Origin of the sequence: Janthinobacterium sp. 35 (genome assembly GCF_002754575.1) — a bacterium.
Lineage (GTDB): Bacteria > Pseudomonadota > Gammaproteobacteria > Burkholderiales > Burkholderiaceae_D > Janthinobacterium > Janthinobacterium tructae.
Genome location: NZ_PEFN01000001.1, coordinates 365,798 through 384,554 on the forward strand (window position 1 = coordinate 365,798; position 18,757 = coordinate 384,554).

The window sequence follows — 18,757 nt, forward strand, 5'->3', positions numbered from 1 at the left end:
TTGAAACAGCAGAAAGCATGAGTTTAATGCCAGGACTGGCAAAAAGGAAACAATCACCGCTGCCGTGCGCTGAGCGGCGCGCAAAACCTGCTAGTCTGCAGGCATTCCCCCTCACAGGAGCATCCCATGCTGCATCGCCTGAAATACCTTCCTTTTGCCGCCGCCATCGCCATGGCCGGCGGCTGCGCCGCCACCAGCGACAGGCCCAAGCCGGACAACGCCCTGGCGCCGCAGGCCAGCCTGACGAATACCTACTGGAAGCTGACGCAGCTCGATGGGGCTGCCGTGGCGATGGCGCCGCAGCAGGAGCGCGAAGTGCGCATCACCCTCACCGACGATGGCAAGGTCCAAGGTTTTACGGGCTGCAACCGCGTGATGGGCGGCTATACGCTGTCCGGCACGGCCCTGCGTTTCACGCAACTGGCTGGCACGCGCATGGCCTGCCCGCCGCCGTTGATGCAGCTGGAAAGCGCGGTACTGGCCAATTTGAACAGCGTGACGGGCTACCAGCTTGAGGGCGAGAAGCTGATCCTGCTCAAGGATGGCGCGCCCGTGGCCCGCTTTGAATCGGTCTACCTGTGAAATAAAAATCGACTGCCGTTACAATGGCTTCCAGTCCATCATCCGGAAGGAAGCCATGTCCGCACTGCCCTCGCCGCCGTCTCCATCAATGCCATCGGTCGCCGGCCGCTACCGCGCTTTTCTGTTCGACATGGACGGCACCGTCATCAATTCCATCGCCGCCGCCGAACGCATCTGGGGCACCTGGGCGCAGCGCCAGGGCCTCGATGTGGCAACCTTCCTGCCCACCATCCACGGCGCGCGCTCGGTCGACACCATCGCCCAACTGCGCCTGCCCGGCGTCGACGCACAGCGCGAATCGCAGGGCATCACGGATGCGGAAATCATCGATGTGGAAGGAATTATTGAAATCGCGGGCGCGCTGCGCTTTTTACAGTCGCTGCCCCCCGCGCAATGGGCCATCGTCACCTCGGCGCCGCGCGCGCTGGCGACGGCGCGCCTGAAGGCGGCCGGCATGCCCATTCCCGCCATCATGGTGACGGCGGAAGACGTCAAGGCAGGAAAACCCAGGCCCGATTGCTACCTGCTGGCGGCAGAAAAACTGGGCGTGGCGCCCGGTGACTGCCTGGTATTCGAAGACGCCTCGGTCGGCATCGAGGCCGGTGAAGCGGCGGGCGCGAAGGTCATCGTCGTCACCGCCACGCATGCGCACCCGCTGGCGACGCGCCACCCGGCCATCGACAATTATGAAGCCATCGTGGCAACCGTCGATGCGGATGGGTTCATCGTGCTGGCGCAGTTGTCCGACCCTGCGACTGCAGCACGCGCGACAAGATAGTCTGCTCCAGCGCGGCGAAAGCCGCATGGCCGCGCTGACGGGGGCGCGGCAAGTCCACCCGCACGTCCAGGGTAATCCGCCCCTCCTCGATCAACAGCACGCGGTCGGCCAGGGCCACCGCTTCGGCCACGTCGTGCGTCACCAGCACGGCCGTAAAGCCGCGCGCCAGCCACAGCGACTCAATCAGCTGCTGCATTTCGATGCGCGTCAGCGCGTCGAGCGCGCCCAGGGGCTCGTCAAGCAGCAGCAATTGCGGCTCGTGCACGAGGGCGCGCGCCAGCGCCACGCGCTGCTTCTGCCCACCCGACAGGGCCGCCGGCCAGTCGTCAGCGCGTTCGGCCAGGCCCACCGTCCACAGCGAGGCGGCCGCCGCGCCGACTGAGCGGGGCAAGCCCAGGGCCACGTTGTCGAGCACCGTCTTCCACGGCAGCAGCCGCGACTCCTGGAACATGATGCGAATATCGGGCGCACCCACGCCGCTGCCGATGGCGATTCTGCCTTCATCGATGCTTTCCAGCCCCGCGATGGAGCGCAGCAAGGTGCTCTTGCCACAGCCGCTGCGCCCCACGATGGCGACGAATTCGCCCGCTTCCAGCTGCAGGTCGACGTTGTTCAGCACAGGGCGGTCGCCATACGCCTTGCTCAATTGCGTCAGTTCCAAAGGCACGCCGCGGCGCGCCAAAGGAGCTTGCGGCGCGACCTTGGCCTGCGGCGGCGCGCTGGCGGGATCGTATTGCACGAAGTGCGACAAAAAATCCGTTTCGATCTGGATGGGGGCGAGCAGCATGGTGTCTTCTTTCGTCAGTCACTATCGGTAGGCGGGATTCCAGCGCAGGCAGTGGCGTTCCAGCCCCCGCGAGAACAAATCGGCCAGCTTGCCCAGCAAGGCGTACAGCAGTATCCCCACCAGCACCACGTCCGTTTGCAGGAATTCGCGCGCATTCATGGTCATGTAGCCGATGCCGGCCTGCGCCGAGATGGTTTCGGCGACGATCAGCAGCACCCACACGAGGCCCAGCGAAAAGCGCACGCCGACCAGAATGGAGGGCATGGCGGCCGGCAGGATCACGTCGCGGTACAGGGGCCAGCCCGAGAGGCCATAGCTTTTCGCCATTTCGATCAAGCCCTGGTCGGCCGAGCGGATGCCGTGGAAGGTATTCAGGTAGACGGGGAAGAACACACCGACGGCCAGCAGAAAGAGTTTCGCCGTCTCGTCGATGCCGAACCACAGGATCACCAGCGGGATCAGGGCCAGCGCCGGGATGTTGCGCACCATTTGCAATGTCGTGTCGAGCAGGGTTTCCGCATGGCGGAAGCTGCCCGTGAATAATCCCAGCAGCAAGCCCAGTCCCGCGCCGATGACGAAACCGACCGTCGCGCGCCACAAGCTCGTTTTCAGGTGCAGCCACAGTTCGCCCGATGCGGCCAGGTGCCAGAAGGCTTTCGCCACGGCCCACGGCTCGGGCAGGATGCGGCTCGACAGCCAGCCCCACTGCGCGGCCAGCTGCCAGGCCAGCAGCAGCGCCACGGGCAAGGCCCACGGCGCCAACGCATTGCGCCATGGCGTGCCGGGCGGATGCCTGACGGTGGCCGTCGCCATCTCAGGCTGCCTTTTTCTGCGGCGCGGCCGGCACGATATTGCTGGCCATGACTTCGCCGAAAGGCCCCGTCAGTGACTGCTCACCCACGGCCTTGCCCTTGCCCAGCAGCGGGAACACCAGTTCGGCGAAGCGGTATGCTTCTTCCAGGTGCGGGTAACCGGAGAAAATGAAGGTGTCGATGCCCAGGTCCGCGTATTCCTGCATGCGCGCCACCACCGTCGGGCCGTCGCCCACCAGAGCCGTGCCTGCGCCGCCACGCACCAGGCCCACGCCGGCCCACAGATTCGGCGACACTTCGAGCTTGTCGCGCCGCCCGCCATGCAGGGCCGCCATGCGCTGCTGTCCCACGGAATCCATCTTGCCGAAGGCCGCCTGCGCCTTGGCGATGATGTCGTCGTCCAGGTGGCTGATCAACTCATCGGCCGCGCGCCAGGCGGCTTCGTTCGTTTCGCGCACAATCACGTGCAGGCGGATGCCAAACCGGACTGTGCGACCTTTTTTTGCGGCACGCGCGCGGATGTCGGCGATTTTCTCGGCCACGGCAGCAGGCGGCTCGCCCCACGTCAGGTACACGTCCATCTGCTCGGCCGCCAGTTCATGCGCCGGCTCCGACGAGCCGCCGAAATACAGCGGCGGATACGGTTTCTGCACGGGCGGGTACAGGGTTTTCGCGCCCTTCACCTGGATATGCTTGCCCTCGAAATCATAGCCGGCCGCGCCGCCCTCGCCCGCCAGCGTGGCGCGCCAGACCTTGATGAATTCATCGGAGATCTCGTAGCGCTTGGCGTGGTCGGCAAACAGGCCGTCCGCTTCCAGCTCGCCCTGGTCGCCGCCCGTGACGACGTTGATCAACAGGCGCCCGTTCGACAGGCGGTCAAACGTGGACGCCATGCGCACGGCCAGGCCCGGCGTGGACAGTCCCGGGCGCACGGCGACCAGAAATTTCAGCTTGTGCGTCACGCTGATCAGCGACGACGCCACCACCCACGCGTCTTCGCAGGAGCGGCCCGTGGGCAGCAGCACGCCGTCGTAGCCCAGCGTATCGGCGGCCACGGCCATCTGGCGCAAGTAATCGGCATCGACGGGGCGCGCGCCCTGCGACGTGCCCAGGTAGCGGCTGTCGCCGTGGGTGGGGATGAACCAGAAGACATTGAATGACATGATATTTGTTCCTTATTTTGTGCTGGTAGCGAGCTGGCGCGCCGGCAGCAGCGCGTCCTTGACAACGATCGGTTTCGGAATCAGCTTCAGGCTGGAAAAGGCGTCCGCCACCCTTTGCTGCGAAGCGATGACGTCGACGGAAACGGGTTTCACGCCATACGCATAGCGCGAGGCGGCCAGCGCCACGACCTCCTTGCTCAGACCCGTCTGCGCCGACAAAATCGTCGCCACTTCGTCCGGGTTGTTGCGGCCCCAGTCATCGACCTTGGCCACTTCATCGAGCACGATGCGCAGGATCTCGGGATTTTTTTCTGCATACGTGCGCGAGGCCAGATAAAACTGGTAGTTCGCCACCAGGCCCTTGCCATCGGCCAGCACGCGCGCGCCCAGCTGCTTTTCAGCCGCCGCCAGGAACGGGTCCCAGATGGCCCAGGCATCCACGCTGCCCCGTTCAAAAGCGGCGCGCGCATCGGCCGGCGGCAGGAACACGGGCTGGATGTCGGCATACGCGACACCCGCCTTTTCCAGTGCTTTCAACAGCAGGTAATGCACGTTCGAGCCCTTGTTCAGGGCGATTTTCTTGCCCTTCAAATCGGCCAGGGTGCGCAGGCCGGAACCCTTGGGCACGACGATGGCTTCGCTGGCCGGCGACGCCGGCTCATTGCCGACATACACCAGATTGGCGCCGGCTGCCTGCGCAAAGATCGGTGGCGCTTCGCCCACGGTACCGAAATCGATGCTGCCCACGTTCAAGCCTTCGAGCAGCACCGGGCCGGCCGGGAACTCCGTCCATTTCACGCCCACACCCTGCTCGGCCAGGCGTTTTTCCAGCGTGCCGCGCCCTTTCAGCAGGGTCAGGGTGCCGTATTTCTGGTAACCGATACGCACCTGCACCTGCAGCTCCCCCTTGGCCTGCGCCAGCGCCGCAGCCGGCATGCCGGCCGCCATCACGCCGGCGGCGGCGGCAAACAGCAAGCCCAGAGTGGTACGGCGCGAGAGTCGTTGTGCGTGGCGGTGTGTCATGAGGGTTCCTTGGTCGGTAAATAATCAGGCGGCTTGAAATTGCGGGGCGTAAGGCTGGTCTTGCAGCGAACGCAGGGGATGCGGGACCTCTGTTGGCGCGGGCGGACGCCGGCCCTGCAGCACGAACAGGCCGGTGGAGAGCTCTTCGATGCCGGCCTGCACGCGGTCGGCAAGCGGCGCGTCCAGGCTCAGGCCCCGCTCTACGTGCCATTCCAGCTGCTGCGCATTGGCGTAGATGCTGGTAAACACCTGCTTGGCGCCCAGCGCATGCAGCACGGGACGCAGCGCATAGTCGAGCGCCAGGGTGTGGGCGTGGCCGCCGCCCGTGGCCAGCGGCAGCACCAGCTTGCCGGCCAGGCCATCTTGCGGCAGCAGGTCGAGAAAGGCTTTCAGCAATCCTGTATACGCGGCCTTGTAGATGGGCGTGGCGATCACGATGGCGTCGGCATCGGCCACGGCGTGCACGGCGCGGGCAATCGCCGCGTCGTCGTAGTCGGCCAGCAGCAGGGCACGCGCCGGCAGGTCGCGCACATGCAGCTTGGCGTAGCTGTGACCCTGCAGCGCCAGCTGTTCGCCGATATGCAGCAGCAAGCGGCTGGAACTCGATGGTAGCTGGGGGCTACCGCCCAATAACAAGATGCTCATGTGATGCCCGTCCCTGTAGGTTGTCGAAAGTGGATCTGCTCGGATGCTTGCAGCCTATCGCCATCATCAGCCGGGTAAAACGAATGCTTTCGCGCTTCGATATGCGTTTTTTGACTATCCGGCCCTGACGCCCCGCAAGCGAAGGCGCCGCTCCCGGCGCGGCTTTTTTCGCATATCCATGCGCGGTTTTCTTCGTGTACGGCACGCGCCTGGCGGTGCAATATCGGCCTCATCGTCTTTCTGGAATGTCACTCATGTCTAGCGCTTTACCGCATGCCTCCCTTCCCCAGTCGCCCGTGCCGGAACCCTTGCAAGACGCCATCCGCATCGCAACAAAGCTGGCCGCGCGCCTGGCCGAAACGGCGAATGCCCGCGACCTGGCCGGCGGCCATGCGGCCCAGGAACGCGAATGGCTGCGCGAGTCGGGTCTGCTGACCTTGTCGATCCCCGTGGAATTCGGTGGCCAGGGCGCGTCGTGGCCCCTCGTGTACCAGGTGATCCGCATCCTGGCGCGCGCCGACAGCGCGCTGGCGCATGTCTTCGGCTTCCACCATTTGCAGCTGGCCGGCCTGCAGTTGTATGGCAACGCGCAACAGCAGCGCCGCCTGCTCACCCTGACCGTCGACGAGCGCCTGTTCTGGGGCAATGCCTTGAATCCCCTCGACAAGCGAGTCACGGCCAGCGACACCAACAGTGGCTTTATCCTCGATGGCATCAAGAGCTTTTCTTCCGGCTCGGTCGGTTCCGACTGGCTGACCGTCTCGGCCTGGCACGCGCCCACGCAGACGGCGCTGATCGCCGCCCTGCCCACGCGCCAGGATGGCGTGAGCGTGCAGGCGGACTGGGACGCCTTCGGCCAGCGCCAGACGGACAGCGGCAATGTGCATTTCCAGGCGGTGGCCCTGCCCCACGAGCTGGTGCTGCAGGCGCCCGCGCAGGCCGCCACGCCGCAAGCGACCGTGCGCTCGCAGATCGCGCAGCTGATCATGAGCAACCTCTATCTGGGCATCGCCGAAGGCGCGTTCGAGGCGGCGCGCCGCTACACGGACGAGCAGGCGAAAGCCTGGTTTGCCTCGGGCGTAGCCAAGGCAACGGAGGATCCCTTGATCCAGCACCGCTACGGCCAGCTGTGGCTCTTGCTGCGCCCCGCGCAAGTGCTGGCTGACGGCGCGGCGCAGGAACTGGAAAAGGTGTTCCGCAAGGGCGCGCTGGTGACGGCGCGCGAACGGGGCTTGCTGGCCGTGGCCGTGGCCGAAGCCAAATGCCTGGCGCACCAGGCGGGACTGGAAATCAGCAGCCAGATGTTCGAACTGACGGGCGCCAGATCCACCTCGGCCCAATACGGCTTCGACCGCTACTGGCGCAACGTGCGCGTGCATACCCTGCACGACCCCATCGACTACAAGCTGCGCGACCTGGGACGCTTTGCCTTGAACGGCACCGTGCCCGAGCCGACGGCGTATTCCTGATTCACCCACCAAGGAGCCAGCATGACCATCACCCGCCGCAGCATCCTCCTCAGCTCCCTGACCCTGGCCTTGACGGCCAGCTTCGCCCACGCCAAGGACCCGAAAGAGATCACCATCGGCACCAGCGCCGGGCCGTACGCGGACCAGATCAAGCTGGGCATCAAGCCTATCCTGGAAAAACAGGGCTACAAGGTCAAGCTGGTCGAGTTCAACGACTACATCCAGCCGAACTTCGCGCTGGCCGAGGGTTCGCTGGACGCCAACGTGTTCCAGCACATCGTCTATCTGAAGAAATTCGCGCTGGAACACAAGCTGGCGCTGACGGACCTGATCACCATTCCCACGGCGCCGATCGCCATCTACAGCAAGAAGCACAAGACCCTGGACGACGTGAAGGAAGGCACGACGGTGGGCTTGCCGAACGATCCGACCAACCAGGCACGCGCGCTGGTGCTGCTCGACCAGCTGGGATGGATCAAGCTGCGCGCCAGCTTCGACCCCGTGCGCGCATCGGAAAAGGATATCGCCGTCAACACGAAGAAAATCAAGCTGCTGCCGCTGGAAGCAGCGCAGCTGCCACGCTCGCTGGGCGACACCGATTACTCCTTCATCAACGGCAATTACGCGCTGGCGTCGGGGCTGAAACTGACGGAGGCGCTGGTGGCCGAGAAAATCTCGCCCAACTACATCAACTTGGTAGCCATCCGCACGGCCGACAAGGACAAGCAGTTCGCGAAAGACCTGGCGGCAGCCTACCGCTCGCGCGAATTCCTCGACATCACGAATAAACACTTTGCCGGCTATTCGAAACCCGACTACCAGCAAGCCTTGCAGACGGCGGCAAAATAAGCCATGGCAAAGACGATACGTTTCAACGCCTTCCAGATGAATAGCGTCGGCCACCAGTCGCCGGGGCTATGGACGCATGCGCGCGACCGCAGCCACCGCTATACCGATCCTGCGCACTGGACGGAGCTGGCGCAGCTGCTGGAAACGGGCCTGTTCGACGCGGTTTTTCTGGCCGACGTGCTGGGCGTGTACGACGTGTACCGGGGCAGCCTCGATGCGGCCCTGGAACACGGCGTGCAGGTGCCGCTGAACGATCCGCTGGCCCTCGTGCCCATCATGGCGCAAGCCACCACGCACCTGGGTTTCGGCGTCACCTGCGCCCTCACCTACGAGCATCCGTACACGTTCGCGCGGCGCATTTCCACCCTCGACCACCTGACGGGGGGACGCATCGGCTGGAATATCGTCACCGGCTATTTAGACAGCGCGGCGCGCAACCTGGGTTTGCAGCAGCAACTGGGTCACGACGAGCGCTACGACCTGGCCGACGAATACCTGGACGTCGTCTACAAGCTGTGGGAAAAAAGCTGGGACGACGACGCCGTCGTCAACGACAAGGCGCGCGGCATCTACGCCGATCCGGCCAAGGTACATCCGATCAACCATGCCGGGCGCCACTACCAGGTGCCCGGCATCCATTTGTGCGAGCCGTCGCCGCAGCGCACGCCCCTGCTGTACCAGGCGGGCACCTCGCCACGCGGCACGCGCTTTGCGGCGCGCCATGCGGAAGCGACCTTTGTCAGTGGTCCCAGCAAAACGGTGGTCAAGCGTTACGCCGACGACTTGCGCGCCGCCGTGCGGCAAAGCGGGCGCGATGGCGATGCGCTGCTGATCTACGCGCAGGCGCTCGTCATCACGGGCGCCACGCAAGAAGAGGCGCGCGCCAAGCACGCCGACTACCTGCGCCACGTGAATATCGAGGCGGCGCTGGTGCTGCTGTCGGGATGGACGGGCGTCGATTTCAGCCGCTACCCGCTCGACGCCACCATCGACTACATCGATTCCCCGGCCGGGCGCTCGGCGCTGGCGTCGTTCAGCCAGGCCGACCCGGACCGCAAGTGGACCGTGCGCGAGGCGGCCGAATACATCGGCCTGGGCGGGCGCGGCCCGGTGCTGGTGGGCGATGCGCGCCAGGTGGCCGACCAGCTGGAAAGCTGGCTCGACGAAACCGGCATCGACGGCTTCAATCTGGCCTTCGCCGTGGCGCACGACAGCATGGCCGACGTGGTGACCCACATCGTGCCGGAGCTGCAGCGGCGCGGCCGCTATCGCACCCATTACGAGGAAGGCAGCTTGCGCCACAAGGTCTTCGGCCAGGGCCCGCGCCTGCCCGCCAGCCATGCGGGACGCCAGGTCAGCATCGCCCCCGGCAGCGCCACCCTGGCTGCGGCCTGAACACCCGCTTCGCCAGCAGCTATCCATGCAAGGATGCGTTTGCGTCCAGCCCCGTTCCGTGTCAGCATACGCCACCCTGGCAACACGGATAAGGATTGCAATGCCCCTCACTCTTACACGCGCGCTGGCACTGGCGCTGCTGGCAGGCCATGGCTGCCTGGCATGGGCGCAAGCGCCAGCCACGCCGCCGACGCCGGGCTGCGACGTCTGCGCCACCTGGAATGCCGACCAGGCGCCGTTCCGCATCTTCGGCAATACCTATTATGTGGGCGTGAAAGGCCTCAGTTCCGTGCTGGTGACGTCGCCGCAGGGCCACGTGCTGATCGATGGCGGCTTGCCGGAATCGGCGCCCAAGATCATCGCCAATATCGCCACCCTGGGTTTTCGCATCGAGGACGTCAAGCTGATACTCAATTCGCACGGCCACATCGACCATGCGGGCGGCCTGGCCGAACTCCAGCGGCGCAGCAATGCGCTGGTGGCCGCCAGCCCGTCGGCGGCGCTGGACCTGGCGTCGGGCGAAGTGGGGCCGGACGATCCGCAATACCATGCGCTGCCCAAGTACCCGCCCGTGAAGGACATGCGTTTGGCGCGCGATGGTGGCCATTTCGACGTCGGCCCCGTCAAGCTGACGGCGCACGCCACGCCGGGCCACACGCCCGGTGGCCTGAGCTGGACGTGGCAATCGTGCGACGGCCCCCGCTGCCTGAACATGGTCTACGCGGATAGCCTCAACGCCGTCTCGCGCCCCGGCTTCAAGTTCAGCGCCAGCAGCGAGTATCCAAACGCGGTGGCGGATTTGCGCCACAGCTTCGAGACCCTGGAAAAACTGCCCTGCGACGTGCTCATTTCGGCGCATCCGGAAGCGTCGCAATTGTGGGAGCAGCTCGAAGCGAGCGCCACGGCCGGCAGCGATGCCTTCATCGATCCGCAGGCCTGCCACGCCTATGTGGCGGCGGCGCGCACCTTGCTCGACTCTCGCCTGGAACAGGAGCGGTAGGCTTTTCAACCGTGCACGCTGGCGTGGCGCCAATCTGCTACGCTGGCGCCATTCATTTGAAGAAGGATTGCCATGTTCACACTCGCCAGACTGATTCCCCTCGCCGCCATCGTCGCCATCACGGCCGGCTGTGCGCAAACGCCCGTGCGCAGCGACGCTGCCGCCGCCGCGCCAGGCGCTACCTCGCCCGCCAAGCCGGCACCCAAGCTGACGGGCACGCAGTGGAAGCTGAAGGAATTGAAGGGCAAGCAAGTGGTGCGCAAGGCGCCTGAACAGCGCGAAGTGACCCTGCAGCTGGCCGAAGGCCGCGCCAGTGGCCACAGCGGCTGCAACCAGATGATGGGCGGCTACACCAGCGATGGCATCAGCACCTTGAACTTTGGACAGATGGCCGGCACCATGATGATGTGCCAGCCGCAGGACATGGACCTCGAACGCCTGCTCCTGACCACCCTGGGCGAAGTCAATGGCTATCGCTACGCCGACCAGGAATTGCTGCTGCTGAAAGATGGCGTGCCAGTGGCGCGCTATGAAGCGCTGACGGTGAAATAAGCCCAAGCGCAAATACCGGGGTCGTACCCTGAGGGTACGACCCCGGTTTCTGCGCTGGGGTTCGTTGTCCCTTCCATCCTTCTCAGTCGTTGCGCATCTGCGCCTGCGACACGTTACTCTCAGGCGGCACGCTCTGCGTCAGCCACACATTTCCCCCGATGGTCGATCCCGCGCCGATGGTGATGCGCCCCAGCACGGTCGCGCCCGCGTAAATGACCACGTCGTCCTCGACGATGGGATGGCGCGGCGTGCCCTTGATCAGCGCGCCGCTTGCGTCAGCCGGAAACCGCTTGGCGCCCAGGGTGACCGCCTGGTACAGGCGCACCCGCTGGCCGATGATGGCCGTCTCGCCGATCACCACGCCCGTGCCGTGGTCGATGAAGAAGGACGCGCCGATGTGCGCGCCCGGGTGGATATCGATGCCCGTCAGCGTGTGCGCGATGTCGGCGATCAGGCGCGCCAGGAACGGCGCGCCCAACGCGTGCAGCCGGTGCGCGAGACGGTGGTACAGGATGGCGATGGTGCCCGGATAGCACAACATGATTTCAGCCACTGACGTGGCGGCCGGGTCCCCCGCGTAGGCAGCCTGCACGTCCGACACCAGCAAGGCGCGGATATCGGGCAGGCTGGCGGCAAACGCGCGCGTGATCTCGCGCGCCTGCTGCGCCAGGGCCGCATCGTCGCTGGCGCCATCGCCCTCATCGCCGGCCGGCACGGCGTGAGCCGGAGCCGAGAACAGCAGGCCGCGCCGCACCTGCTCGCTGAGGCGGTTCAGCGTAGTGTTGAGCGTGTCACCGACAAAATAGTCGATGCTTTCATCGGTCAGGTTGGGCCGCCCGTAATGCGTGGGGAACAGCGCTGCCGACAGGCCATTGACGATGGTGGTCAGCGCTTCGCGCGACGGCAGTTCGCGCACCCTGCCGTTATGGCGGATCTTGTGCTTGTCTTCGCGCGAGGTGCGCAGCGCCGCGATCACGGGCCCCAGGTTCCACTGGGCCGTGTCGTCGGCGGGCGCTGCGGGATAAATGCTGTGCATGGCGTATCACTTCCAGAAAAAGGCAAACAGGCCGGGTCGCCCCAGCTTAACGGCGCAGACAGGCAAAGCCAACGAAGGATTGCGAGCTTTGATATACGAAAAACGCATATGGATGGCAAACCGCGGCGGCACCGGACCCGATTCCCGCCGCTAGCGTAAAATGACGGACTAACAAAAACACTCTTTGACATGACTAAATTATTAACCTGGATTTTGGCGGGCCTGGCGATGGTCGGACCGCTGGCAATTGACACCTATCTGCCGTCTTTCCCCGCCATCGTGCAAGATTTCAATGCCAGCCCCCTGCTGGTGCAGCAGACCCTGAGCTTTTTCCTGTTCACGTTCGCCTTCATGATGCTGTTTTACGGCACCCTGTCCGATTCGTTCGGCCGCCGTCCCGTGATTCTCGTCTCGCTGGTGCTGTATGTGATCGCCTCCGTGGGCGCCGCGCTGGCGCCGTCGCTGGGCTGGCTGCTGGCCTGGCGCGTGCTGCAGGGACTGGCGGCAGGCGCCGGATCCGTGATCGGCCGCGCCATCGTGCAAGACCGCTATTCGGGCGCCGCCGCGCAAAAAATCCTTTCGCACATCATGATGGTGTTCGCGCTGGCGCCGGCGATTGCGCCCGTGCTGGGCGGCTGGCTGCAGGTGGGCCTGGGCTGGCGGTCGATCTTCTGGTTCCTCACGGCCTTCGGCGTGCTGATGTTCATCGTCGTCTGGCGCGCGCTGCCGGAAAGCCTGCCGAAGGAACAGCGCCACGCCTTCCACCTGGGCGACATCGCCGTCAATTACTGGAAAGTGCTGTGCCACCGCCAGTTCCTGCTGCTGTCGACGGCCATCGGCGCCGCCTTCGGCGGCTTCGCCCTGTACATCGGCTCGGCCGCCTACTTCATCATCAACATCCTGCATTTGCCGGAAACGGCATTCGCCTGGCTGTTCATTCCCTTAATTAGCGGCATGGTGTTCGGTTCGGCCCTGTCGGCGAAAATCGCCCACCGCTACAGCCAGCGCCAGATGATCTGGGCCGGCTTCATCCTGATGCTGCTCGCCGCGCTGGCCAACATCGGCTATAACTACTTCTTTGCCGCTGAAGTGCCATGGGCCGTGCTGCCGCTGTTCTTCTACTCGTTCGCGCTGTCGATCGCCATGCCGCCGATGACCCTGATGGCCTTGAACCACTTCCCCAACAACAGCGGCCTGGCCTCGTCGATGCAATCGTTCATCCAGATGCTGCTGTTCGCGCTGGTCTCGGGCCTGGTGGCGCCGCTGCTGTTCGACAGCGCCCTGAATCTGGCGTATGGCGTGATGGCGGGACTGCTGGTGAGTTTGGTTTGCTGGGTGTTTGCGCAGGGTAAGGCAGAAGCGTAGGTCGGATTAGGTTCGCAGAACCGTAATCCGACAACATTGTTGGCGGGTGACGTCGGATTACGCGCAAGCGCTAATCCGACCTACGAGCAATATACAGCCAGGATTACGGCCACGGTGCAGGGGTGACGTCAACATACTGCGCCCCGCCCTGCTCCGGGGCCGGCTCCGCCGCATCGCGCGCGGCCGGCTGGTTCAACGACCCGGCCGGCGAACGCAAACTCAAAATCTCCTTGCGCGCTTCGACGAAGTCGGCGGAACTCAAGGGATGTTGCTGGTCGGGCCAGTGGCTGACGGCCCATTCCTGCAAGGTTTCAAAGCGCCGCCACAGTTCGGCGATGAATGCGCGGCGCGCCTCTTCCTCCTGCTCCAACGTCTTGTCGGCGCCTTCCCCGGTATGTACTTGCATGGCTGCTCCCTAGGATATCAATCGTATGGTCAGCCTACGCAGGAACCAGCCATGCGTCTGTTCGCGAACGAACACTGGGTTTATTCGGGCATCTTGCGGAAGCCAACGGCCAGGCGGTTCCAGGTATTGATGGAGCCGATGGCCAGGGTGACGTTGACCATTTCCGCCGGCGTCAATTGTTCCGCCAGCGCCGCATACACGTCATCGGGCGCCTGGCTTTGTGGCAGCAGGGTCAGCGCTTCCGTCCAGGCCAGCACGGCCCGCTCGCGCGGCGTGAAGAAAGGCGTTTCGCGCCAGACGGACACGGCATACAGGCGGCGTTCCGTTTCGCCCGCCTTGCGCGCGTCGCTCGTGTGCATATCCACGCAAAAGGCGCAGCCATTGATTTGCGAAGCGCGCAGGCGGATCAGCTCGAGCAGCGAGTGTTCCACGCCCAGCTTGGCAATCGCCGCTTCCAGCGCGTACATGGCCTTGACGGCGTCAGGCGAAGCTTGTGTAAAATCGAGTCGTTGCTGTGTCATGATGCATTCCTTGATGATGAGAGATGCACTATTCTAGAAGCGGGGCAACAGTGCGCGGCAGGCCAATCCCCCCGAAAAGCAGCAGACCACCAGCAGAAACCCCATGGAATTACATATCCTGATCGACGGCACGCGCGACCTGGGCGGCCAGCTGTACCGCCAGCTCAGCGCAGCCATCCGCTCGGGCCGCCTGACGGATGGCCAGCAATTGCCGCCCACGCGCCTGCTGGCCAGCCAGCTGGGCCTGTCGCGCAAGACGGTGTCCGACGTGTATGACAAGCTCGGCTATGAAAAGCTGCTGGTCGGCAAGGTCGGCGTGGGCAGCTTCGTGCAGACGCCGCACGCCTCGCCGCAGCGCCGCCATGCCAGCACGCCGCTGGCCAGCGCGCAGCGCATCGCCCGCTGGGACGCGACGCCCACGCCTTTGCGCCGCGCCAGCCAGGAAACGCCCGCGCGCTACGCCTTCATCGGCGGACGCGCCACGCCCGCGCACTTCCCGCAGGATGAATGGCGCGCCTGCATGCTGCATGCGCTGCGCCAGGGTGGCCAGGCACGCGGCCGTTATGGCCCTGTGGAAGGCTTGCCCTCCTTGCGCGCGGCGATCGCCGGCCACGCCGCCTTCAGCCGTGGCATCCATTGCACCGAGGAACAAGTGCTCGTCACCAGCGGCGCGCAGCAAGCCTTGCACTTGCTCGCGCTGACCCTGCTGGAGCCGGGCGACACGGTTGCCGTGGAAGAACCCGGCTACCCGGTCGCGCGCGCCGTATTCGCCAGCCAGGGCGCGCGCGTGGTGGGCATCGACGTGGACGAGGATGGCCTCGTCGTCACGCAAATCCCCGACGGCACGCGCTTGATCTATGTCACGCCCGCGCATCAATTCCCGCTCGGCATGCCGATGAGCATGGCGCGCCGCCATGCCTTGCTGGAGCGTGCCCGGCAGTTGGGAGCCATCATCATCGAAGACGACTACGACAGCGCCTTCCGCTATGAAGGCCGGCCCGAGGATGCGCTGCAAAGCATGGACCGCTATGGCGTCGTGGCGCACGTGGGCAGCTTTTCCAAAATCATGCTGCCGGAATTGCGCCTCGGCTATGTGGTGCTGCCGCAAGCCCTCGTAGCCGCCATGCAGACGGTGAAATACCTGAGCGATTGCCATACGGCCAGCCTGGGCCAGCATGCGCTGGCCAAGTTCATCGGCGATGGCCATTTGCTGCGCCATATCCGCCGCTGCCACGACATCTATGCGGGGCGGCGCGAACGGCTGCAACACTGGTTCAACGGCCCGTTGGCACCGTGGTTCCGCCTGGTGCCGGCCAGCGCCGGCTTCCACGTGGCGGCGCTGGCGCAGGCGCCGCTCGATATCGCCGAATTGCTGCGCCGCGCGCGCCTGGCCGACGTCAGCCTGTATGCGCTGGCCAGCTTTTACCATGGCCCCGCCCGCCATGAAGGCCTGTTTCTCGGCTATGGCGCCATCGACAAACTCGATATCGACACGGCGCTGGCCCTTGTGCTGACGATCCTGCAAGAGATGGCGCCCCTGCCACTCAGCGGGGTTGCCAGCGATAGTGCCCCGTAATCGGATAGCTGAATAATATATTCTCCTCGCGCGCGCCCTCGCCGATGTTGTGGATGATCAGCGGCACGCCGCTCCACGACTGCTTGTCGCTGACGATGCCGATGTGCGTGAGGTTGCGCGGCAGGCGCCAGGTGACGATGTCGCCCGCGCGGTAAGCGTTCGCTTTCTTGCTTGGCGGCAGGCTCGTGCCGTGGCGGGCAAAGTAGGTACCCAGGTTCGGCACGCGGCGGTGGTCGATATTGCGGTCCGGCCCTTTCATTTGCCAGCGTCCCTGCTGCTGGTATACCTGCCACGCCTTGCGCATGTCTTCGTGCACCAGCACCTGCAAGTCCTGCCCCAGCTGGCGGTAGGCGCGCACCACCACATCCGTGCACACGCCCCGCTCCAGCGGCACGTCGCCGCCCGGATAGGCCAGCCGTTCATAGCGCGGATCGTACTGCACGGTCACCCCCACCTGCTTGCGGGCGGCGACGACGAGGGCTTGCGGGGTGGCAGGGATTGCCGACGCCAGCATGGGCGCCAGGGCAAGCATCAGGGTGGAAAGCAGTTTGATTGGCATCAACGTCGGTGGTGGAATGGAAATGCCAACTGTACCGCAGCGGCAAGAAAAACGTCGGGCGCTAGGCTGCGGCCAACTGCGCCAGGTGCGCGGGGAAATCCACGGCCGGTCCCGCCGCATTGATGGTCTCAAAGTAATCATGCCAGCCCGTGGCGGCGATGCCGGCCAGCAAGGTATCCAGTGCCGCCTCGTCCGGGAAGCGCCAGACGGCATAGAATTGCTGGGCAGCCGCGTGCAGCTTGCCGCCGTCGATGGCGCCCATGGCCAGCGCTTCGGCGCCGCTGCCCGACAGGGCCGCCATGCCGGCGCCCACCTTGGCGAAATACGCCTGGCGCGCGGCGCCATCGAGGGCCAGCCAGGCGGGTTTCGGGCTGTACAGTTCTAACAGGTAATGCATGGTTTCTCCTTAAAAAGATGAATCGTCAGGCCAGCGAGCGCTGGGCCCGCTTGCAGATGCGCTGTGTGGCGCCATTGGGACTTTCCTGCAGCCATTGCGCGCACAGGCTGCGTACCCAGCCTGGCTGGCTCTTGGCCGCATCGTTGAGCCAGTTGGCCACGGAATCCTGCACGTAGACGGCCGGGTCGGCGCGCAGGGGTTGCAACAGGGGCAAGGCCAGCTGCGGCTGTTCTTTTAACTGGGCGATATGCGCGCACCACACGCCGCGCGGACGCAGCGCTTCGCAGGCAAAGCGGCGCACTCTTTCCGACGGGTCCGCCGTCCACGGCGCCAGCAGCGCGATGGCGTCAGGCAGATGCTCTGCCAGATGGGGCCGCAGCGCCAGCCAGGCCCATTCGCGCACGCCAAAGTGGCCATCGTCGGCCAGCGGCCGCATGGCGGCCAGCTGTTGCGGCAGGGTACGGCCAGCCTGGGCGGCGATGGCAAAGCAGGCCCAGCCACGTACCGTGTCGGATGGATGCGCTTGCAGCAAAGCCAGGTCAACATTGGCCTCCAGCAGCAATTGCGCCGCCAGTGCCATGCGTTTGGTGATGCCCGCGGCGGCCTGCGCGCGCATCCGCTCCAGGCGGGCGGCGCCGAGATCGGGTACGGCTGCAGCCAGCAGCTGGGCGAAATCGATGGCCAGCCCCTCCGTCAGGGTGGCGCTGGCCACGCTGCCCCCATTCAGCAGAGCCAGCCGCGCGGGCGTCACGTCAGCGATGCCACCGCTCATGCAGCACCTCGGTCCGTCTTGCGCCAGGCTTTTTCCAGCAGTCCACTCAATAATTGCATCTCGTCCCGCGTGAAATCGGCAAACAGGCTGGCGATCCATCGCGCATGTTCATCGATCAGGGTGGCGGCGGCAGCTTCTCCCTTGGCGCTCAGGCGCACCTGCAGCTTGCGCCGGTCGACCTGGTCAGGATGGCGCGCCAGGAAACCATCGCGCTCCAGACCGTCGAGCAAGCCCGTGATGGTGCCGCGCGTCACGCCGGCCCGCTCGGCCAGTGCGTGCGGCGAGAGTCCGTCAGGCACGTCGCGCAGCAGGGACAGCAAGACGAACTTGCCTTCCGACAAGCCGTGCCGGCCCAGGCGCGTGGCGCAATCGCCATCGATGGCCGATGCCAGGCCCAGCACTTCAAAGCACAGGCGCAAGCGCGCCGTGGACTGCGTCATGTCGAGACCGCTGGCGCGGCGCTGCACGTCACCCAGCAGGGCCGTATATTTCTGTTCGAGCTTTATCATATGGCGCAATATAATATGGCGCCATACTAAATGTCAAATGGAAACCTGCAGTGGTTTGCCGAGCGGCTCACAGGCGGGCTTTGTCCCTGGCCCAGGCGACGATGGCATTCGCATCGATGGCGCCCGGCTGGCGCGCCACTTCCACGCCGCGCAAAAACAGGGCCAGGGTGGGAATGCTGCGGATATTGAAACGGCTGCCCAGGTCTGGCGACGCTTCCGTATTGACCTTGACGACACGAAACGCCGGCTCCAGGGTCTTGGCGGCCTGCACATAGAATGGCGCCATGCTGCGGCACGGGCCACACCAGGGCGCCCAGAAATCCACCAGCACGGGAATGTCGCTGCGTTCGATATGCTTGAGGAAACGGGCGCTGGCCAAGTCCACGGGCTGGCCCGTAAACAAATCCTTCTGGCACTTGCCGCAAGTGGGCTGTTCAATCAAGCGCGCGGCCGGCAAACGGTTGACGGCGTCGCAATGGGGGCACACGATGTGCAGGGAATCTGGCGTGGTCGGGGTCATGGCATTCCTGGAAAGGGTAGCGTACAGTTGCCGGACATTTT

The 18,757-nt window shown here is 65.1% G+C and carries 22 protein-coding genes; 9 read left to right on the forward strand and 13 right to left on the reverse strand.

All coding sequences use genetic code 11. The annotated features are described in order from the left end of the window. Positions 1–126 precede the first annotated feature (126 nt). Both CLU93_RS01635 and CLU93_RS01640 read left to right on the forward strand, forming a co-directional pair. Positions 127–582, forward strand: a complete 456-nt coding sequence (locus CLU93_RS01635) for an META domain-containing protein (RefSeq protein ID WP_099759725.1) — start codon at positions 127–129, stop codon at positions 580–582. Positions 583–637: 55 nt separating this feature from the next. Continuing rightward, positions 638–1,360, forward strand: a complete 723-nt coding sequence (locus CLU93_RS01640) for an HAD-IA family hydrolase (RefSeq protein ID WP_099759726.1) — start codon at positions 638–640, stop codon at positions 1,358–1,360. Here CLU93_RS01640 and CLU93_RS01645 read toward each other — a convergent pair. From CLU93_RS01645 to ssuE, 5 genes are read right to left on the reverse strand one after another with little or no spacing between them, the layout of a single operon-like run. Continuing rightward, positions 1,305–2,147, reverse strand: a complete 843-nt coding sequence (locus CLU93_RS01645) for an ATP-binding cassette domain-containing protein (RefSeq protein ID WP_099759727.1) — start codon at positions 2,145–2,147, stop codon at positions 1,305–1,307. The genes CLU93_RS01640 and CLU93_RS01645 overlap by 56 nt on opposite strands. Positions 2,148–2,168: 21 nt before the next feature. Beyond that, on the reverse strand, positions 2,169–2,960 hold the full coding sequence (gene ssuC, locus CLU93_RS01650; protein WP_099759728.1) for an aliphatic sulfonate ABC transporter permease SsuC: 792 nt from the start codon (positions 2,958–2,960) through the stop codon (positions 2,169–2,171). A gap of 1 nt (position 2,961) precedes the next feature. Further along, positions 2,962–4,122: an FMNH2-dependent alkanesulfonate monooxygenase gene (gene ssuD, locus CLU93_RS01655; RefSeq protein WP_099759729.1), complete on the reverse strand. Its 1,161-nt coding sequence runs from the start codon at positions 4,120–4,122 to the stop codon at positions 2,962–2,964. Positions 4,123–4,134: 12 nt separating this feature from the next. Next, positions 4,135–5,145 (reverse strand): sulfonate ABC transporter substrate-binding protein, encoded by a 1,011-nt coding sequence (locus CLU93_RS01660; protein ID WP_165829382.1) that lies wholly within the window; start codon positions 5,143–5,145, stop codon positions 4,135–4,137. A 24-nt stretch (positions 5,146–5,169) separates the two neighbouring features. Continuing rightward, the gene (gene ssuE / locus CLU93_RS01665; protein ID WP_099759730.1) at positions 5,170–5,790 is read right to left on the reverse strand and encodes an NADPH-dependent FMN reductase; all 621 of its coding nucleotides are present in this window, start codon (positions 5,788–5,790) and stop codon (positions 5,170–5,172) included. A gap of 254 nt (positions 5,791–6,044) precedes the next feature. Between ssuE and CLU93_RS01670 the strand changes: the two genes are divergently transcribed. The 5 genes from CLU93_RS01670 (at position 6,045) to CLU93_RS01690 (ending at position 11,055) form a co-directional block, all read left to right on the forward strand. Further along, positions 6,045–7,259, forward strand: a complete 1,215-nt coding sequence (locus tag CLU93_RS01670; RefSeq protein WP_099759731.1) for an acyl-CoA dehydrogenase family protein — start codon at positions 6,045–6,047, stop codon at positions 7,257–7,259. Between the two features lie 21 nt (positions 7,260–7,280). Beyond that, complete coding sequence (locus CLU93_RS01675) at positions 7,281–8,108, forward strand: MetQ/NlpA family ABC transporter substrate-binding protein (RefSeq protein ID WP_099759732.1); 828 nt, start codon at positions 7,281–7,283, stop codon at positions 8,106–8,108. Between the two features lie 3 nt (positions 8,109–8,111). Beyond that, positions 8,112–9,503 (forward strand): LLM class flavin-dependent oxidoreductase, encoded by a 1,392-nt coding sequence (locus CLU93_RS01680; protein WP_099759733.1) that lies wholly within the window; start codon positions 8,112–8,114, stop codon positions 9,501–9,503. A 100-nt stretch (positions 9,504–9,603) separates the two neighbouring features. Continuing rightward, on the forward strand, positions 9,604–10,503 hold the full coding sequence (gene bla, locus CLU93_RS01685) for a subclass B3 metallo-beta-lactamase (protein WP_099759734.1): 900 nt from the start codon (positions 9,604–9,606) through the stop codon (positions 10,501–10,503). A gap of 72 nt (positions 10,504–10,575) precedes the next feature. Continuing rightward, complete coding sequence (locus CLU93_RS01690; protein WP_099759735.1) at positions 10,576–11,055, forward strand: META domain-containing protein; 480 nt, start codon at positions 10,576–10,578, stop codon at positions 11,053–11,055. Between the two features lie 82 nt (positions 11,056–11,137). Here CLU93_RS01690 and epsC read toward each other — a convergent pair whose 3' ends face one another. After that, positions 11,138–12,091, reverse strand: a complete 954-nt coding sequence (gene epsC / locus CLU93_RS01695) for a serine O-acetyltransferase EpsC (RefSeq protein WP_099759736.1) — start codon at positions 12,089–12,091, stop codon at positions 11,138–11,140. Between the two features lie 189 nt (positions 12,092–12,280). Here epsC and CLU93_RS01700 point away from each other — a divergent pair, with 189 nt between their 5' ends. Then, a complete protein-coding gene (locus CLU93_RS01700) occupies positions 12,281–13,456 on the forward strand; it encodes a multidrug effflux MFS transporter (RefSeq protein ID WP_099759737.1) in 1,176 nt (391 codons plus the stop codon). Positions 13,457–13,559: 103 nt separating this feature from the next. Here CLU93_RS01700 and CLU93_RS01705 read toward each other — a convergent pair whose 3' ends face one another. Then, entirely contained in the window at positions 13,560–13,862 is a 303-nt protein-coding gene (locus CLU93_RS01705; protein ID WP_099759738.1) for a hypothetical protein, read from the reverse strand. A gap of 80 nt (positions 13,863–13,942) precedes the next feature. Beyond that, on the reverse strand, positions 13,943–14,383 hold the full coding sequence (locus CLU93_RS01710; protein WP_099393179.1) for a carboxymuconolactone decarboxylase family protein: 441 nt from the start codon (positions 14,381–14,383) through the stop codon (positions 13,943–13,945). 103 nt (positions 14,384–14,486) lie between these two features. Between CLU93_RS01710 and pdxR the strand changes: the two genes are divergently transcribed. Further along, the gene (gene pdxR / locus CLU93_RS01715; protein WP_099759739.1) at positions 14,487–15,959 is read left to right on the forward strand and encodes a MocR-like pyridoxine biosynthesis transcription factor PdxR; all 1,473 of its coding nucleotides are present in this window, start codon (positions 14,487–14,489) and stop codon (positions 15,957–15,959) included. On the opposite strand, the gene CLU93_RS01720 is transcribed toward pdxR, so the two are convergent. The 5 genes from CLU93_RS01720 to trxC form a co-directional block, all read right to left on the reverse strand. Next, a complete protein-coding gene (locus CLU93_RS01720; RefSeq protein WP_099759740.1) occupies positions 15,928–16,518 on the reverse strand; it encodes a DUF1287 domain-containing protein in 591 nt (196 codons plus the stop codon). The genes pdxR and CLU93_RS01720 overlap by 32 nt on opposite strands. Before the next feature lie 61 nt (positions 16,519–16,579). Further along, on the reverse strand, positions 16,580–16,915 hold the full coding sequence (locus tag CLU93_RS01725) for a DUF6616 family protein (protein WP_099759741.1): 336 nt from the start codon (positions 16,913–16,915) through the stop codon (positions 16,580–16,582). A gap of 25 nt (positions 16,916–16,940) precedes the next feature. After that, a complete protein-coding gene (locus CLU93_RS01730; RefSeq protein WP_099759742.1) occupies positions 16,941–17,687 on the reverse strand; it encodes a HEAT repeat domain-containing protein in 747 nt (248 codons plus the stop codon). After that, a complete protein-coding gene (locus tag CLU93_RS01735; RefSeq protein ID WP_373629869.1) occupies positions 17,684–18,193 on the reverse strand; it encodes a MarR family winged helix-turn-helix transcriptional regulator in 510 nt (169 codons plus the stop codon). The genes CLU93_RS01730 and CLU93_RS01735 overlap by 4 nt, the downstream gene beginning before the upstream one ends. Positions 18,194–18,263: 70 nt before the next feature. After that, positions 18,264–18,716 carry a thioredoxin TrxC gene (gene trxC, locus CLU93_RS01740; RefSeq protein WP_099759744.1) on the reverse strand — a complete coding sequence of 151 codons (453 nt, stop codon included), beginning with the start codon at positions 18,714–18,716 and terminating at the stop codon, positions 18,264–18,266. Between the last annotated feature and the right edge of the window lie 41 nt (positions 18,717–18,757).

Excerpts from the sequence above, each read along its gene's own strand:
- CLU93_RS01635 (WP_099759725.1), top strand. The coding sequence starts at position 127 with ATGCTGCATCGCCTGAAATACCTTCCTTTTGCCGCCGCCATCGCCATG.
- CLU93_RS01640 (WP_099759726.1), top strand. The coding sequence starts at position 638 with ATGTCCGCACTGCCCTCGCCGCCGTCTCCATCAATGCCATCGGTCGCC.
- CLU93_RS01645 (WP_099759727.1), bottom strand. The coding sequence starts at position 2,147 with ATGCTGCTCGCCCCCATCCAGATCGAAACGGATTTTTTGTCGCACTTC.
- ssuC (WP_099759728.1), bottom strand. The coding sequence starts at position 2,960 with ATGGCGACGGCCACCGTCAGGCATCCGCCCGGCACGCCATGGCGCAAT.
- ssuD (WP_099759729.1), bottom strand. The coding sequence starts at position 4,122 with ATGTCATTCAATGTCTTCTGGTTCATCCCCACCCACGGCGACAGCCGC.
- CLU93_RS01660 (WP_165829382.1), bottom strand. The coding sequence starts at position 5,145 with ATGACACACCGCCACGCACAACGACTCTCGCGCCGTACCACTCTGGGC.
- ssuE (WP_099759730.1), bottom strand. The coding sequence starts at position 5,790 with ATGAGCATCTTGTTATTGGGCGGTAGCCCCCAGCTACCATCGAGTTCC.
- CLU93_RS01670 (WP_099759731.1), top strand. The coding sequence starts at position 6,045 with ATGTCTAGCGCTTTACCGCATGCCTCCCTTCCCCAGTCGCCCGTGCCG.
- CLU93_RS01675 (WP_099759732.1), top strand. The coding sequence starts at position 7,281 with ATGACCATCACCCGCCGCAGCATCCTCCTCAGCTCCCTGACCCTGGCC.
- CLU93_RS01680 (WP_099759733.1), top strand. The coding sequence starts at position 8,112 with ATGGCAAAGACGATACGTTTCAACGCCTTCCAGATGAATAGCGTCGGC.
- bla (WP_099759734.1), top strand. The coding sequence starts at position 9,604 with ATGCCCCTCACTCTTACACGCGCGCTGGCACTGGCGCTGCTGGCAGGC.
- CLU93_RS01690 (WP_099759735.1), top strand. The coding sequence starts at position 10,576 with ATGTTCACACTCGCCAGACTGATTCCCCTCGCCGCCATCGTCGCCATC.
- epsC (WP_099759736.1), bottom strand. The coding sequence starts at position 12,091 with ATGCACAGCATTTATCCCGCAGCGCCCGCCGACGACACGGCCCAGTGG.
- CLU93_RS01700 (WP_099759737.1), top strand. The coding sequence starts at position 12,281 with ATGACTAAATTATTAACCTGGATTTTGGCGGGCCTGGCGATGGTCGGA.
- CLU93_RS01705 (WP_099759738.1), bottom strand. The coding sequence starts at position 13,862 with ATGCAAGTACATACCGGGGAAGGCGCCGACAAGACGTTGGAGCAGGAG.
- CLU93_RS01710 (WP_099393179.1), bottom strand. The coding sequence starts at position 14,383 with ATGACACAGCAACGACTCGATTTTACACAAGCTTCGCCTGACGCCGTC.
- pdxR (WP_099759739.1), top strand. The coding sequence starts at position 14,487 with ATGGAATTACATATCCTGATCGACGGCACGCGCGACCTGGGCGGCCAG.
- CLU93_RS01720 (WP_099759740.1), bottom strand. The coding sequence starts at position 16,518 with ATGCCAATCAAACTGCTTTCCACCCTGATGCTTGCCCTGGCGCCCATG.
- CLU93_RS01725 (WP_099759741.1), bottom strand. The coding sequence starts at position 16,915 with ATGCATTACCTGTTAGAACTGTACAGCCCGAAACCCGCCTGGCTGGCC.
- CLU93_RS01730 (WP_099759742.1), bottom strand. The coding sequence starts at position 17,687 with ATGAGCGGTGGCATCGCTGACGTGACGCCCGCGCGGCTGGCTCTGCTG.
- trxC (WP_099759744.1), bottom strand. The coding sequence starts at position 18,716 with ATGACCCCGACCACGCCAGATTCCCTGCACATCGTGTGCCCCCATTGC.